9 protein-coding genes, 4 pseudogenes and 1 other annotated feature are annotated in these 15,641 nt (G+C 58.3%); of the genes and pseudogenes, 6 read left to right on the plus strand and 7 right to left on the minus strand.

Annotated elements, in window-relative coordinates:
• Positions 1-79: 79 nt before the first annotated feature.
• Both AC0L28_RS23770 and AC0L28_RS23775 read right to left on the minus strand, forming a co-directional pair.
• Positions 80-1,561, minus strand: a complete 1,482-nt coding sequence (locus AC0L28_RS23770; protein ID WP_473480534.1) for an aldehyde dehydrogenase family protein — start codon at positions 1,559-1,561, stop codon at positions 80-82.
• The gene (locus AC0L28_RS23775; RefSeq protein ID WP_473480536.1) at positions 1,554-3,239 is read right to left on the minus strand and encodes a GMC family oxidoreductase; all 1,686 of its coding nucleotides are present in this window, start codon (positions 3,237-3,239) and stop codon (positions 1,554-1,556) included. The genes AC0L28_RS23770 and AC0L28_RS23775 overlap by 8 nt, the downstream gene beginning before the upstream one ends.
• Before the next feature lie 513 nt (positions 3,240-3,752).
• On the opposite strand from AC0L28_RS23775, the pseudogene AC0L28_RS23780 reads away from it, so the two are divergent.
• Positions 3,753-3,956: pseudogene (locus AC0L28_RS23780) on the plus strand (IS110 family RNA-guided transposase); the annotation flags it as partial.
• Between the two features lie 454 nt (positions 3,957-4,410).
• Here AC0L28_RS23780 and AC0L28_RS23785 read toward each other — a convergent pair.
• The 3 genes from AC0L28_RS23785 to AC0L28_RS23795 form a co-directional block, all read right to left on the minus strand.
• A complete protein-coding gene (locus tag AC0L28_RS23785; RefSeq protein WP_473480538.1) occupies positions 4,411-4,773 on the minus strand; it encodes a hypothetical protein in 363 nt (120 codons plus the stop codon).
• A 372-nt stretch (positions 4,774-5,145) separates the two neighbouring features.
• Entirely contained in the window at positions 5,146-5,457 is a 312-nt protein-coding gene (locus AC0L28_RS23790; protein ID WP_473480540.1) for a recombinase family protein, read from the minus strand.
• Positions 5,454-5,597 (minus strand): hypothetical protein, encoded by a 144-nt coding sequence (locus tag AC0L28_RS23795; RefSeq protein ID WP_473480542.1) that lies wholly within the window; start codon positions 5,595-5,597, stop codon positions 5,454-5,456. The genes AC0L28_RS23790 and AC0L28_RS23795 overlap by 4 nt, the downstream gene beginning before the upstream one ends.
• A gap of 1,458 nt (positions 5,598-7,055) precedes the next feature.
• Here AC0L28_RS23795 and AC0L28_RS23800 point away from each other — a divergent pair.
• Together AC0L28_RS23800 and AC0L28_RS23805 are read left to right on the plus strand one after the other, a co-directional pair.
• A complete protein-coding gene (locus AC0L28_RS23800) occupies positions 7,056-7,892 on the plus strand; it encodes a LuxR family transcriptional regulator (RefSeq protein ID WP_473480544.1) in 837 nt (278 codons plus the stop codon).
• A gap of 411 nt (positions 7,893-8,303) precedes the next feature.
• Positions 8,304-9,009, plus strand: a pseudogene (locus tag AC0L28_RS23805) (IS3 family transposase); the annotation flags it as partial.
• Positions 8,613-8,730: a sequence feature (AL1L pseudoknot), on the plus strand. (Overlaps the previous pseudogene by 118 nt.)
• A gap of 172 nt (positions 9,010-9,181) precedes the next feature.
• On the opposite strand, the gene AC0L28_RS23810 reads toward AC0L28_RS23805, so the two are convergent.
• On the minus strand, positions 9,182-9,442 hold the full coding sequence (locus AC0L28_RS23810) for a hypothetical protein (RefSeq protein ID WP_473480546.1): 261 nt from the start codon (positions 9,440-9,442) through the stop codon (positions 9,182-9,184).
• A gap of 1,685 nt (positions 9,443-11,127) precedes the next feature.
• On the opposite strand from AC0L28_RS23810, the gene AC0L28_RS23815 reads away from it, so the two are divergent.
• From AC0L28_RS23815 to AC0L28_RS23825, 3 genes and pseudogenes are all read left to right on the plus strand, one after another.
• Entirely contained in the window at positions 11,128-12,057 is a 930-nt protein-coding gene (locus tag AC0L28_RS23815; protein WP_473480548.1) for an isopenicillin N synthase family dioxygenase, read from the plus strand.
• A 211-nt stretch (positions 12,058-12,268) separates the two neighbouring features.
• Entirely contained in the window at positions 12,269-12,688 is a 420-nt protein-coding gene (locus AC0L28_RS23820) for a DUF2267 domain-containing protein (protein ID WP_473480550.1), read from the plus strand.
• Positions 12,676-13,897: pseudogene (locus AC0L28_RS23825) on the plus strand (IS91 family transposase). The gene AC0L28_RS23820 and the pseudogene AC0L28_RS23825 overlap by 13 nt, the downstream one beginning before the upstream one ends.
• Positions 13,898-15,131: 1,234 nt before the next feature.
• Here AC0L28_RS23825 and AC0L28_RS23830 read toward each other — a convergent pair.
• Positions 15,132-15,425: pseudogene (locus tag AC0L28_RS23830) on the minus strand (IS3 family transposase); the annotation flags it as partial.
• Positions 15,426-15,641 lie beyond the last annotated feature (216 nt).

Consider the following 15,641-nt stretch of genomic DNA (forward strand, 5'->3'; position numbering starts at 1 on the left):
AACGAATGCACTTCAGCTGACGGCAACTATCGCAAACGCGGCTAACCCTAATACTGCCTCCGCTGCGATAACAGTCCCCTCAAGCTTGCTTATTTTTAATGGAGCTCGACGGTGGCTGCGAAATTCGGATGCCGACGTTTCTGGTCTGGACGTAGCCGTCAAGGGCTTCCTGTCCCTTCTCCCTGCCGTAGCCGGACTGCCTAACCCCCCCGAACGGAGTTTCCACGCCGCCGACAAACCAGCCATTGACATAAATTTGGCCAGCCCAGAGGCGATCGGCGGTCCACAGGGCCATATCTAAATCCCTTGTGAACACGCCCGCAGCCAGGCCCTTCTCGGTGCTGTTTGCGAGCTCGACCGCCATCGCAGGATTGTCGAACGTCGTGATGGCCAGAACCGGCCCGAATACTTCCGTCTGGAAAAGATCGCTGTCCCGTCCGACGCTGACAAACAGCGTCGGCGCCATGAAATAGCCGGCCAATTCGGAAAGTGCTGCTCCACCAACCATGAGCCGCGCACCCTGCGACTGTGCCATCTGGCAGGCCTGCTCCACACCTAACCGTCGCTTTTGGGAGATAAGCGGAGTGATGTCGCAGTTCTCACGTCCAGGTCCGACGGAAAGCCCTTCGACGCAAGTCTTTATCCGTTCAATGAGTTCGTCCGCGATGGGTCGCTCCACAAGGAGGCGTGAAAGGCCGTTGCAGCTCTGGCCCGCATTCAGAAATGAACCGCTGCGCACTGCGTCCACGACGCAATCAAAATCCGCATCGGCATAGACCACTGCAGCCGACTTGCCGCCCAATTCCATGATGCAGGGCACGATGCGCTCCGACGCGGTTTTGAGAACTCCGCGGCCAGTAGCCATCGAGCCTGTGAAGACGATTTGGCGAACGTCGGAATTTTCAATCAGCGCCTGACCTGCCGACTGGCCATAGCCGGTGAGAATATTGACTGCTCCTGCTGGCAGCCCCGCTGTCTCGCAGGCGCGGGCTATTTCAATTCCCGACAGGGGCGCCAGCTCCGGCGATTTCACCACCACCGAGTTGCCGGTCGCGATAGCGCAGGCGAGCGAACGGGCGGTCAGTTCCAGCGGGAAGTTCCAGGGCACGATCTGGGCGGAAACCCCAAATGGGCTCCTGACAGTGTAATCGACGAGATTGGCGCCACGGGGAATCGAGCGGCCTTCAAGCTTGTCAGCAAGGCCCGCGTAGTACCTCAGGTATCGGATCCCGGTCCGAACCTCTTCATGGGCGAGACCTATCGCCTTGCCCGTGTCCGTGCACACGACAGCCGCCAGCTCATCGCTACGCGCCTCCAGTGCGTCGGCCACGCGGAAAAGCATGCGTCCACGATCGTACGGATGCATGTCTATAAGGACGCGATCCCGAAAAACCCGGTGAGCGGAAGCAACGGCAAGCTCGATCTCTTCGGGCCCTGCCTCCGCGACGATGGAAATCGTCTCGGCATTTGACGGGTCATCGACCTCGATCCGCCTGCCGGAAGACGAATCCTGCCACTCCCCGTCGATGAAGCTTTTGAGGACCTCTTCTTCGTTAGCCATTCCGGTCTTCTTTCAAAATCGCGTCAGCCATCTTCTCAGCCACCATGATCGTTGGAATGTTTGTGTTGGCCCGGGGGCAGAAAGGCATTACCGAAGCGTCGGCGATCCTCAAGCCGGAAACGCCACGAACGCGGCCCGACGGATCCGTCACCACGGCAGGATCGGAGGCTACCCCCATCCTGCAGCTCGACGTCGGATGCCAACTGGCGATCACGTTCTGGCGGACAAACCGGTCCAAATGCTCCTCGTCATAAATCAGATCTGAAATGCTATGACCATCGGTTATGACGTGCTTAATGAGCCCGCGGCGCAGGCGCGGAGAGCTGTCCATGAGCACGGCCAGCGCCGAGGTAAGCCCGTAATTAATGGGATTGACCTTGCTAACCTGCTTCGCTCGTCCGTTCCAAGCTGACGGGAACGGGTCGAGTGCCACCGCCGACAGTGAAGCGTGCTGCAGGAGGCAAGCCATGAAACGGAAGCCCTGCTTCAATCGCTCGGCGTCCCGCTTGTCGCTCAACCAGTTGAAATCCACCTCCGGCTCTATCGCGTGAGAGCGATCCTTGAGCACGATGGTTCCTGTCGAATAAGTGCGGTTGACCCACAAACAGAGGGACCCGAGGCGCTTGCCGAGTGGGTGCCAGGCTGATTTGGCAACCACCGACATTGCCATATCCGTCGAAGGGCACCCATCGTAGCCCGACGAGTAACGAGCATGCATCTGGATATGGCCGCTCACATTGTGTGCCATGCGATCCCCCCGCCTCAAATAAGCCGAAATGCAGATCGCCGGGTGCTCCTGAAGGTTCTGGCCCACACCTTTCAAGTCTCTGACAACTGGAATACCAAGCTTTCTCAGTTGCTCGGCCGGGCCGATTCCGGACCGCATCAATATGGTCGGCGAATGGATGGTTCCGGCGCAGAGGATCACGGTCGAAGCATGAAACGACTGCCGACCGGCCTTATTTTCCGTCTCGGCGCCCGCTATGGCGCATCCTGAAAAGGTCAGCCGCACAACCGTCGTTTCCGACAGGATTGTCAAATTGGGCCGAGAGCGGACACTTTCGGACAAGTAGGCCATCGCAGCGGAAACCCGGCGACCTTTGCGGTTGGTCAACGGAACAACGGAATACCCGTCGCCAAATGCACCATTGAAGTCCGGCCTGAAATGAATACCGGTATCTTCATAAGCTCTCGATACCGCTCGGATAAAGCCGGACCAGTCTGATTGCCGCACACGTCTTATCGGCAGGGGGCCGCTCTTGCCGTGAAATTCGCCATCGAAATCCAGATCGCATTCGAGGCGGCGGAAGTAGGGTAGAACTTCGTGCCAACCCCAGCCCGTTGCACCGCCTGAGGCCCACTCATTGTAGTCTTCGGGACCACCGCGGTTGGCTACCTGGGCATTTATGCTGGAGCCGCCGCCCATGACCCGGGCCTGCTCGTAATGAATGGGCTTCCGGCCGTCGCGTACCGTGGTCGCGTCGAGTGACTGCCACTGGTAATCAGGGTTGAAATAAGCGCGCGTTGGATTGCCGTCGAGGATGTCGTCAGGGACGGCATTCGGCGGCGTATCAGGACCGGCTTCGATGAGCAGCACGCGATTTGCATTGGCGGAGAGCCTGCTCGCCATGACGCATCCAGAGGAACCGCCACCGACGATGATATAGTCGAAAACCAAGGCAATGCCCCTTCCCATCCGTATGCCCCTACAGGGGCGCAGGTGTTAATACGCTAGTTCAGACAGTGCCCTCCTTGCGCCGACTGCTTCCTCTGTCGCCAGAAAGTAGTAGATGTTACTACTCACGGAATCGAAAAACTGGTTCGGGTAGCCGTCGAAGGGGGATACCGATAATAACGTGCGAAGAAGTGACGATAATGTTGTTTTCGTGATCTCGATATGCTTCTCAAAACTGTCGCGCATTAGCAGTGTTGTGACCGAACTAGCACTCCATTTCGTCTGACGCACAGATATAAAGCTCGTCTGCTGCACTGATGTACCTTGATACTCCAGCCTGGTCATTTTGCTCTGCATGCCTATTCCTCCTAGTCGGAGCGTGAAACAACAAAGTTGCTACAGTTTCCGCGCAGGCAGCGAAACTACCTTATCTGATAGTTGATAAGCCGCTGCTCATCCTCTCGGAATGCGTCCGCCGCGATCATCTCTGACAGGTGCCACGGTACACTGGCTCACGGCATGATCCTGTTGGCTTGGCAGTTCCTCCAATTCCAAAAGGACAGCGCGCTGGCGCACTGGTTTTTCGCGAGAACCGCCGATGGCCGTGGCGGTACGCGCAAGACAATGATCGTGGTTTTGGCGCGCAAGCTACTGATTGCATTCTGGCGCCTTGTCACAACCGGCGAGAGCCCGACGGGAGTAGCCCTGCGTCCGGTATAAAACATGGAGGAGCGTTCGACAGGACGAGATTGAGGTTTGGCAGCTGCAATAGCGTCTGCCGATAACGATCCGAGGGGGTGGTGATCCCGGTCGCTCACATGGCTTACGACGCCGCGCTGTAGAATGGGCCCACCGCCCGGAGCTTCGCCGCCGATGCGTATGGCTGCATCATGGTTTTTGATCCGCGAGGATCAACCGCATACAAGATTGCGGCGCGTTTACGGGCGCCTGAGGGCGCGCTCCCCCTCGGTTTGAGTTGTAGACCTCTACAAACAGCACCTGCCGGCTCGATGCAACGCTGCCGCAGTGCTCGTGACCATCAAGGGCAAGCCGCTTCGCGATGGCCAAAGGCCGACCCTTGACCGTCACTGCGCGCGGCGCCCAATGGACCCCGGAGCCAAAGCAGGAACAAATGGGCTCCACGGCTGAACAAGGAGACGGAACGACTGAAAGATCACATTGACAAGATCACCCCATACAAGCGAGCGAGCGGTGGCTTTGCGGTCGTCATGGAGGTCACCCTCATGATGCGCTTACGCATGATGGCAGTGGCCGCCGGATGATGCCACGCGGCTTCCAGGTCGGCCCCATTTGCAATAGGCGCTGGCGCTCCTCGGCCCTCAAAGCGGCCGGCCGCTGACAACAAGCAGCCGGCGACCGCAATGATCGCAACGCATAGCGCGGCGAGCAAGGCCTCTCCCTTGCGCATCGGCCCGCGCACCATCATGCCCTTGCCGTTGGCATTGTCAGTAATCAGCCGTTGATTCCCTTCAAAGTCTGCCCAGGGCGAATAGCCTTCGTGATGATCAACGAGCAAGACTGCCCAATCTGAGCAAGCTTTGCGACGGCCGCGCACGATTCCCTTGCGGCCATTTTTCGATTATCGTCCGACTTCCGGTTCGGCCAAAGGCATAAGCCCCAGCATCGGATTGGTGAGAAGGGTGCTCACCCTCGTGTAGACCAGAGGTTTCCATAGCACTTGCTGCTGTCCTGAGATCCTGGGGTTGTACGGCAGCGCTATCTGGTCACTGCGAAGCGATAAGAACACTTGGCGGATGCTTTGCATTTTAAGACCAACCCAATCGCCTCGCGCAGCGCAGATCGGGATCCCTTTCGATTTCGTCACGGCCCACTTTCACATAGCCGACGGCGACCGTGAAGAAGGGCTCGCCCCGTCGTGCTTTCTGCTTCAAGGCTTCCATCGAACGGGCCCGCAGGAGCGACAGTTCGAGCTCCTCATCGTCCCTTTCATGCCCAGCAATAACCGATCGTTTGGATGGCGGGGTTCGTAGATGCCATCCTCATCGACGATCACCGCGCCAACCAGGCCGCAAAATTCGATCAGCGTGTGCCAGTCGCGTCCGTTGCGCGCCAGACGCGACACTTCGATTGCGAACACAGCACCGACACGGCTTTCACAGATCGCCGACAGCAGCTTCTCGAAGCCCGGACGACTGACGCCCGAACCCGAGCGGCCAAGGTCGCCCTCGATAACTGTCACATCCGTCCAGCCAAGAGCACGGCACGCTCGGCAAGACCATATTGACGCCGGCTCTCATGATTGTTGGCAAGCTGGTCGACGGTCGATTGTCGGAGGTAGATAAGGGCGCCGCGCGCTAGGTGGCCAGACGTGATCTTCATCGCCGGCCTCCGTCCGCGCGCCGCGTGTGCTTCCGACAGCAGCGCACTCACCAATGGCAACAGCTTCGTATGCTCGGCCGGTGCTATCGGTGCCGGTGGGTCTTGGCCACGAAGAGATCGAGTTGGCGGTGACGCGATGCTTCGAGCTTCAGGCGAAGTTCGCGCAGATTCGTCAGTGACAGACGGGAACTCTCCGTCACCATCATCGCCTCCGCACGATCCTCCGTCCTCCAGATCGGCAACTGCACCAGGGTACCGTCAGGCTGGCGGATGATCAGAGCGACCTCGTCACCATGGCGATTGCGCCCGGCAACAATAACCGCTTCCCCGTAACGGGGATGAAATCGATAGCGGGTAATCGCTTCACCCGATTGATAGCGGCATTATGAAGTTGTTGCACCTCTGCCAGGCATTGGTCATGAGGCGACGGCAGATGGGATCCACTCGAACCGCTCTCAGGACGAGCCGGTACAGATCCGCCAGGTTCTCGCGCAGACACCTGTGCATCTGCAAGAGCGGTTCAAAGATACCCAGCAACAGCCGATCCGCTCCGACCAGCTGTCGAACCCTTGCCTCGAAACGTACGCCTGTGACGGCGCCAATCTTTAGCCTGAGGGGACGCAACAAGCCTCGGATGACCTACTCGTTGGCAGTGACCGCCCTGACGGCAGCCTTGCGCGAACGAGATCGTCCCGCCATCGCTGAAGTGCAGCCGTCATGGCATGCGAGTCACCGAGCACTTCCCCTGCCACAGCATTTCGCCGGTCTCGGCGACAACGCAAATAGCTACAGCGTCGAGTGAAGTATCCAGCCCTGCATAAACGCTCATGCCGATCTCCTCTTGCCAGGTCGGCTCTGAGCATCAGACAAACGTCATGATCCGAAAAGGGGCCAGGCGTTCAGCGAGCTGAACCGAATCGAGTCATTGATCTCGTAGGGGCGACGGCTGATGCTGAACGCAGTGCTGCCCCAATATTCTGCGATGCTTCCATGAGGCGCGGGCCACTTGGCACGGGACATCGCCGCCGAGGCCTAATCTCATCTCGCCGCGAGCGGAAAAGTCGGAATGCTATTTTGCGCAATTCAGACGCATTCTGAAGTTCGATCCACGCCGAGTACCAGGACCCTAGCGGTGCCCGCGGCGAGTTCCACCTTGCGGCCACCGTCCAAAACCGCCGGAACCTCTCCAAACTAACTGACGCAGTCTGGAGAAGGCACACAGATATGGGCATTTTTCAGCGAGTCAGCCGACGAAATATTCTAGAATGGCTTTTATAATGTTAAATTGTACCTAATATGGTGCAACGTTTTCTTAACCCAAAATAACTTTCTGCACTGCGACCAAGTGATAGATCTTTGGCGATGCTGATCTGCCGATGAAGGCTAGGGGAGCCTAGCAACCGGCGGCTTTACGGTGCCAGTGACCACATTCAGCGCAAAAGGCTACGGAGGGAGACTATGGAACGCCCGCGGATGACTGCGGTCTCTCAACTTCGACGGCTGGCAATCAGAGCGTCCGACCAGTTTTCGTTGGTTCCGTCGCTGCATTTCCCGACGACAGCCGGGGAGGCGTTTGCCGTCGAGTTCGGCCGATATCTCGGCCAGACTGATGGCATCGCTCAATCTGAGCAGTTGTTCGACCTGTTATCTAGTTTTGCCCTGAATTTTGATTGCCAATGGATAGCCTATGGCTCCTTTACCCCTGACCAAAGAATTTTTAAGCCGGTCCGACGCGATCCAACGGTCATGCTGAATTATCCTGATGAATGGCAGGAGCGCTATTTCGAAATGAGTTATGACAAAATAGACCCGATCATCAAGACCAGTCGGAAGCGCGCAGGCGCCTTTCGATGGAGCGAGGTGTACAACGACGCAAGCACGACTGACGACGAACGGCGCGTTTTCGATGAGGCTGCGACGTTCGGCTTAAGGTCAGGCATCAGCGTTCCATTGCATGGTCCCGATGGTAACTTTGCGATCATGAGCTTTGCTCAACCCGGAAACCGCGAATTCCAAAGCAGAACAGTCACATACTTGGAACTTGCCGCGTTTCATTTCCATCTGAGATTCGCGAATTCGAGTGGCATCGAGGAAGCTCCTGACTTTTCCGCAAGAGAAAAAGAATGTCTACTGTGGATAGCAAGAGGGAAATCGTCGTGGGAAATAGGACATATTTTGGGCATTTCTATGAATACAGTTAATTTCCACATAAAAAACGTGATGCGAAAATTGGACACAGGTAGCAGAACGGTCGCGGCCATAAAAGCTGTAAACTTCGGAATTATCCATTTGTAGGGAGCGTCATCAGTAACGCCGCGCCAAATCACCATTGTTCTGTTCCGAGCGGCAATCGGGGCGGCTGATTCGCGTGCCGAGAGTAACCTTGAAGATCGGCATTGCTTTGTGCGGCTTGAGTCCGCGGAACCCTTGCCAGCGTCGAGAATGCCAGCCAGGTCCAGTGCAGCGCCTGCTCGAATATTGGCCTTTCCCGGTCTGCCGTGTCGCGTCGCTTCAAGGGGCCGAGGCTGGGGCAGGCATGGGAGTTCGACGATGCGATCCAGGACCGGCGTCTTCTGAGCCCGGCGGCTCCAATGCGACGCACCAGGCGGATCGGACCGCATTCTGAAAGACTCAACGAAATTCTCACCGCCACAGTTTCCTCGGCCATCATTAATGGGATGGTCCGCCCCGTCCTCACCTCTAATCATCCGTCAGTCAAGCAAAGGAGGTTGCAATGTCCCCACACAGTGCGCCGCGCCCTGCGGCCGTCTATGGCTTCGATATCGGCGAGAACATCTTCCACGTCGTTGGCTTGGACAGCGCGCGCTGGGCGGCGGTGTCTTGGATACCAAGATCGGCTGCACGGCGCAGACGCTCAATGAGTGGGTGAAGAAGAGCGGAGGTGGATAGCGGCATCCGCGCCGGCCTTCCCACCGCGGTCGCCGAGAAGCTGAAAATCTTTGAGCGAGAGAACCGGGATCTGAGGAAGGCCAACGAGATCCCGCGCAAGGCGCCCGCGTATTTTGCCCAGGCGGAGCTCGACCGCCGGTTGAAGCTATGATCGCGTTCATCGACCATCAGCGCGAGGAGCATGGGGTCGAGCCGATCTGCAACGCGCTGCCGATTCGCCCGGTCGACTACCACGACCTTGTCGCCAAGGCGCGATCCCTTTCGACTACCTTCCCGGCGAAGCGGGTCGAGGCGCGCAAGGTCGAACTGCGGCGCGTTTTCGAGGAGAATTTTCCGCGTCTATGGCGTGCGCAGGTCTGGCGGAATTGCGGCTGAAGGCTTCGACGTTGCCCGCTGCACCGTCTCCCGGCTGATGGCGGAGATGGGCCTTGAAGGGGCGATCCGCGGCAAGCCGATCCGCACCACAGTAAGCGACAAGGCCGCACCTTGCCCGCTCGACCGCGCTGGAATGAGTCAACTGCCAGCGATCGCCGGCTGCTGGAGCCCTCGGCAGTATCGCGTTAGTCTTGCGTGCCAATAAATACGCTAAGAGCTGATCGTGCCAACACTTCGGACGGCCCGCGTCAGGCAAGCCTACGCTGACGATCAAGTTCGGCAAGCGTGGCGTGGGAAAATCAAAAAGGGCTCGGCACCATTGTGTCACTCACCGTGCGCTTAATGAGTTCGGACAGTTCGCCCTGCGTTAGCCAAACAAGCCAATCATCATCCTTGATTCCTCGGTCCGGTAAGCTCAAAATCGAGCCCTGCGATTCTCTGTGAAGATAACCATACTGATCGGCTACTCCCTTTTCGATGATCCACGTCGGAACAAGGGCGTAAATGAAGTCGGGTGACCATTTCGCCCACGCCAGGCCAAAAGCAATGCCTGCCAGCATCCTCGGAAACCCGTGTGCCCTGAAATCACTTCGAAGCCATAAGTCGCCGTGATAAGCTACGATCCCTGTTATTTCCCGAGCGGTTGGTGCGTAGCAAGCACATGATGAATCGGGGCCGGCCAGGCTCTTTGGATGTGCGTAGCAGGCGTTCAGTGACTCCAGGTGTTCGGCCAAGCAGGTCGTTCTGAGATCGTCCACACGGAGCGCCTGAACATGCGCTACCTGGCCAGATTGATCTTGCCCGACTATCCAGAATGCGCGGCCTGGTTCAAGCCAGGAACAATCCGGTCGGAAATTCGGAGAACTCGGCGTCTTCCCAGGAAGAGTTTCAGTAATATTAATGTACGCTTCGAAATCCTCCCCAATTATAAATCGAATACCATGTCTGGTTGCCATCTCATCAAATGAGCTAATGTACCTCGACACATCAAGACTTGTCAAATTCTTGCAATTCACCCAGCTACCTCCGCAAGTTAATAATTCCCTCTAAATGGTAAAAGACGGTCATCATAGAGGATACTATCTAGGGTGGTAGTTGACATGGCGCAGACGAGTTACAGGCCTCTGGTGCCGGCGACTAAGGCGTTTCGTCGAGGCGGTCCTCTCTTAGAGGGCGGGAACGGCAGCGCCATGGCCTAGGCCAGCACGAAGCATCAAGGATCCACGAACGTGGACTATTCTGCCGGGGATTGATGTGTCACTGAAATGCTCCAATGCCTGCATTGTTGATTGGCAGGGCAAGATCCCGAGGAAAGCAAAAGGTGCGAGCAAGTGAAGTCTCTCGAGACGAGCCATATTGCGCGGCTTAAGCCGAGCCTAACCCACAGAGACTTTTGAGCAACGGTTGGGTGAGCCGGCGGACATGACATCGTAACGGCCAGGGTGCGCATCTGATGAAGTTCATTTCGTCAGCGACGTCCTCAGCCCCATTTGTGGTGCTCCGATAGCAAGTATCGAGAACCTGCTGGGCTTTCTGTGGCAGCAGGCCAGCCAAGCGACCAGCGTCGTAACCGGCGGCACGAAGCGGCCAAGGCAATGTGCCCTTCAGATGCAATCCGAAAGGCGCGCGAGTGCCTAAGCAATCCGCTCGTGCTGCGTGCGCTCATCCGCTCAACTGGCGCGGACGCCGTATTGACTGTTGTCCCCGCAATGTAAAAATGAGTGTTTCGTCAAAACTGGAAATAAGTTGGCTCAATTTAACATTTTCGTCACGTATTCTTATTCTATTCTGAATTGCTACCAACAATAAATTGTACTAGATGTTTAGCTAATTCTCTCCAGAAGTGGGCCTGCCACATCATGGATTTGATTGCAGAGGAAGTCACGTGTCTGTCTCAAAAGCTGTAGGAGCCGTCGTGCAGGAGATGAGAGTTAAGGTCCGGCAAGTCCGCCTTTGTCGTCACCTCCCGGCAAGATCGACCTTACCTGGCCTCTCGCCGAAGACTCCTGCGCGAACTGTGACATCATTGTTCTCTGCGGCGTCTTCCCGCTTGGGCAGGTCCGCCCGGAGGGCTCGCGCGCTGGCTCGCGGCACGATTGCATTGTCGTGCGAGATGCGGCGTCTGCAGGATGTCGGGCATCCCTGTGCCGGCATACTGTCTCAACGACGGCAGGTACATCGCGGACAAGCAGGCCTAAGTTTTCTAAGAGCCTCACAAGGCCAAAGCACTAAGGGATGAACGAATATGACAACGCTACCGCAAATTTCACTGGCGAAGTTGGCAGACGATGCAACGCAACGCGAAGAGCGCCAGCGCTTGAACATGGCCTGCCAGGAGTACGGGTTCTTCTACCTTGTCGAGCACGGCATTCCAAAGGAACAGATCGCACAAGCCATTGAGGCTTCCAAGCGCTTCTTCGCGCTGCCACAGTCGGTCAAGGAGCGCTACGGTCACGCTTTTCAAGACGTGTACCCCACTACCGCCCGTGGATACAGTCCGTTGCAGGGCGAAATGCTACATCCAGAGGCGGGCCACGATCCAAAGGAAGTGTTCGACCTCGGAATGGAGAACAAAGGCGACCGGCGTCCGTTTGCCGGAACCACGCGCTTTCCGGATGACGTCGTGGCTCCTGGCTTCGCGCGAAGCCTGCTTGCTTTGCAGGCAACCGTGCTCAACGCGGTTGTCCCGCAGCTCGGGAACGCACTTGCTGACCTGATCGATATGGAAGAGGGCTGGTTCCAACGCCATTTCAGCCCGCCGACGCTCCTGCACCGCGTGATCCGGTATCCGGCCGGCGGCACGGCCGGCAAGCACACCGACCATGGCTTCTTCACGCTACTGCTGCAAGAGGAACTCCCCACGCGCTCGCTGCAGGTGTGGTTCCGTGGGCGCTGGATGCCGGTGCCGAGCCTGCCCGACAGTCTCGTGGTCAATTTGGGCGACATGCTTCAGGCCTTGAGCGACGACCGCTTCAAGAGTACGCCACATCAGGTCGCGCACAGTGGTCCTACTGACCGAATTTCGTTACCTTTCTTTGTCTATCCCGACATCGACGCTCGTCTGACTTCGCGGCAGGGGCTGCACGCCTTCAGTGTTGCGGAAATGCTTCTGCGCAATATGGAGTCAATCTGGGAAACCGGGAAAGGCGCCGGGCGCGCGGGAGAGTTGCAGTAAGTTCTCTCTCAAGTGCGGAAACGCCCCTCGGCACGGTGCGCTGGAAGAACTCTCTCAGAAGCTGATCGTCGCGCCACGCGCGTAGAACGAGGCGGTCCGCAACACGTGTCGGATGAAAGGCTGTCACGTTGTTTGGATGGTGGCCGCGTGAGATTCACGCGGTTACCTTTCAAGCAAGCGCCGATCCCGGCAAGCTCCATCGAGAATGCTCATGTGCGCGAGCGATGATTTCAATAAGACAATTCAAGCAACTCAGAATCGGATCAGCGATCTGACGTGGAGACTTCGCTGGCATGATCGCGAGCTAGTCTACCAAGCCCTGATTGCGACGCTGCACGCCCTCCGCGATTGCCTGGATCGCGACGAGGCCGTTTATATCGGTGCACAGCTGCCAGCCCTGCTGCGCGGCTTCTATTACGAGGGCTGGCGTCCCGGCCATCGCGCCATAAACAGCAACCGAAATTCGTTTCTCGAGCGGATCCACGACGGCGTCCACGGTGACCCCGCGGTGGATCCAGAAGAGGTTGCCCGCTCAGTCCTAGCCCAAATTGCGGACCGTTTGCGTGCAGCAGGGGTCGAAGACGCCAAGGCCGCCACTCCAAAAATGCTGCATGACCTTTGGCCAGTTTGAGCCAGACGTCTATCTTCCGCTGCTACGGCGAAGCCTATCGCGCCCAGCATGACGCATCGCTGTCGACCGCCCAGCGCCGCGTCATGACGGCGATCGAACTGTGCCGGACCGCCGCGCTCGGCGGGCACGTCGAAGTATGCGATCAATGCGGCCACCGGCGCATCGCCTTCAACAGCTGCCGCGACAGCATTGCCCCCGCTGCCAATCGCTGGCCCGCGCACAATGGCTGGAGGATCGTCGCGCCGAGCTTCTCGACACCCAATACGTTCACGTCGTCTTCACCCTGCCGGAGCCCATTGCCGCCATTGCCCATCAGAACAAGGCACTCGTCTATTGCCTGCTTTCCGCGCCACCGCCGAGACCCTGCGCATCATCGCCGCCGATCCCAAGCACTTGGGCGAGATCGGCTTTTTCGCCGTGTTGCACACCTGGGGCCGAACCCTGCTTCATCATCCGCATCTGCATTGCGTCGTCGCCGGCGGAGGCTTGTCCCGCGACGGCCATCGATGGATCGCTTGCAAGCCCTTCTTCTTGCCCGTCCGGGTGCTCTCGCGCTTGTTCCGACGACTGTTCCTGGAACACCTTGTAAAGCCTTCGACGCCAGCCAGTTGAAGTTCTTCTCCGACTTGCAGGCCTTGAGCGAGCGCGATGCCTTCCGACGCTAATTTGCGCCGCTACGAAAGGCCGAGTGGGTCATCTATGCCAAGCCGCCATTCGCCGGACCCGAACAGGTTCTCGACTACGTCGGCCGCTATGCGCACCGCATTGCCATTTCCAACAATCGCCTGCCTTTCTGGAAAGACTATCGGCACGACAGTCGGCAGAAGGTCATGACCGTCGCGGCCGACGAGTTCATTCGCCGCTTCCTGCTACACGTCCTGCCCGAGGGTTTCCATCGCATCCGCTACTACGGCTTCCTCGGCAATCGCTATCGCGCGCAAAAGCTCGCCCAGTGCCGCGACCTGCTCGGCATGCCGGTTCCCGAGCCGGCAGGCCGATCCGAAAAGGATTATCGCGACCGCTATGAGGACCTTCACCGGGCATTCCCTCAGGCAATGCCCGGCGTGCCATCGCGGGCAGATGATCATCATCGAAACATTCGAGGCGTCGCCGGACGCCCGCCATAGAGGACACGTCATGAAGCAGGGGCGTGCCTTGTACCCTCATCACCGGCAACCTTTTCCAGGCAGGGCGCAGCGCCGATCCTGACATGCGGAACGATATCCGTGCCGCTTTCAGCGCACGCCACGCCTTCAAGCGTCGCGTCGCGACCGCATCCGCACCGCCGCGCGATGCCTGTTCAGGGGTGCGGCCCCAATTGAAAACCCATGGTGGCCCCCCGTGCCGGCGGCTTAGTCCAACACGTTTTAGCTCACCGTCGCGATCCACCTCAGCGCGCTCTCGCCACCCGCTCTGCAAAATCGCGAGGTCGCAGGAATGTGAAGGAACGCGTGAAATCCGCACAATTCTGCCGTTCGTCGAGGGATTTGCTCCGCTTTATTATCCGGCGAACTCTGCGGTCGTTTGACCAGCAGAGGAGCCATTGATGTCGAGATCCGATTGCGAACTGATCACCGAGCTCAAAGCCGTACTGACCAGCCAACAATACAGCCCAGTGGTGGTAGGAAACTATTGTGCTTATGCGCGCGGGTTCCTCGACCATCTTGCGCGGCGAATATCCTGGTCACGGATGTGACCGAAGCCCCAGTGGAGCGATGTCTGCGCGTTCGACCCTTTTCCGGCAGCGTCCTGGTCCGCGCTGGCATCAGATTCCGTGCGCCGGCATCACGCGCTGCTTCGGCTTGTGCAGGGGCAGTGGCCACCAGCCCCGAAGGCGACCTGCGCCGCCAATGCACTGCGATGTACGATCTGCAACGAATACGAGACCTGGCGTCACGAGGAGCGGGGCTTTGCCCGGCCACGATCGACGCGTTCTTATGGGAGGCTCGACACTTCCTTGCCTGGCAACTCGAAGAATGCGGTGTCGAAGGCCTGATGGACCTAAGCATCGGCGACATCGACCGCTATATGGACCTGCGTGCCTTGAAGCTGACGCGCTGCTCGCTGAAATCTGTAGCGGAGCGGCTTCGCTCGTTGTTGCGGTATCTCCACAGGACAGGCCACATTGCGACCGACCAGTCACCACGTATCATCACGCCACTGCTCTACCCCTACGAAGGAGTGCCTCGATCCTGGAGAGGGGTTAGATCGCCGTGGTGCTGGGAACCGCGAGGACGGACAATGCGCAGGCAAGGCTGCGTGACCACGCGATCTTGCAAATCCTTGCCACCAATGGACTGCGGGCTGGAGAAATCCGCAACCTGCGGATCGAAGATATCGATTGGCGGACCGAAAGCCATCCGTGTCCGTTACAGCAAGACGCAATCCTGCTCGTTCCTGCCCCTGATGGATCCGGTGGGCGAGGACGTGCTCGCTAATCTGCGTAGCGGACCCGTGTGGCGCAGATGTTCTTGATCCGAGCTTCGATGCCGGCCTGGTCACGGCGGCGGGCTTGTAGTGATAGGTCGGACGTGTCGAACTCCAGAACCTGCATGCCCCCCGGATCGACACGTTCCACTCATCATACGTCTCCGCCGTCAGCTCGCGTTTGCGACCGGGCCTCACAGTTTCGGCGAATGACGTCCTGCAGCATCTGCTTGTCCAAGGAGAGATCGGCCACCAGCTTCCTCAGCTTGCCGTTCTCGTCTTCAAGCTGCTTCAGCCGCTTCATCTCCGTTTAGTGGGATGGTCCGCCCCACGAGCGCCGCGCTATTAGAGCCGGTGCGGCAAAATGGAGGAGATTTGGCATGTCGGTAAGACCTGGTTCCATCTCATTGGCCTCGACAGCAGAAGAGCAGTTATTGCGCGCGAAAGCGCTTCAATCGGAGGCTCACGACAGACCTCCGCGACGGGATTCCGTCCGATCCCTGCTTCAGAATGAACGCCTTCTGCG

This window comes from Mesorhizobium sp. WSM4847, assembly GCF_055811335.1.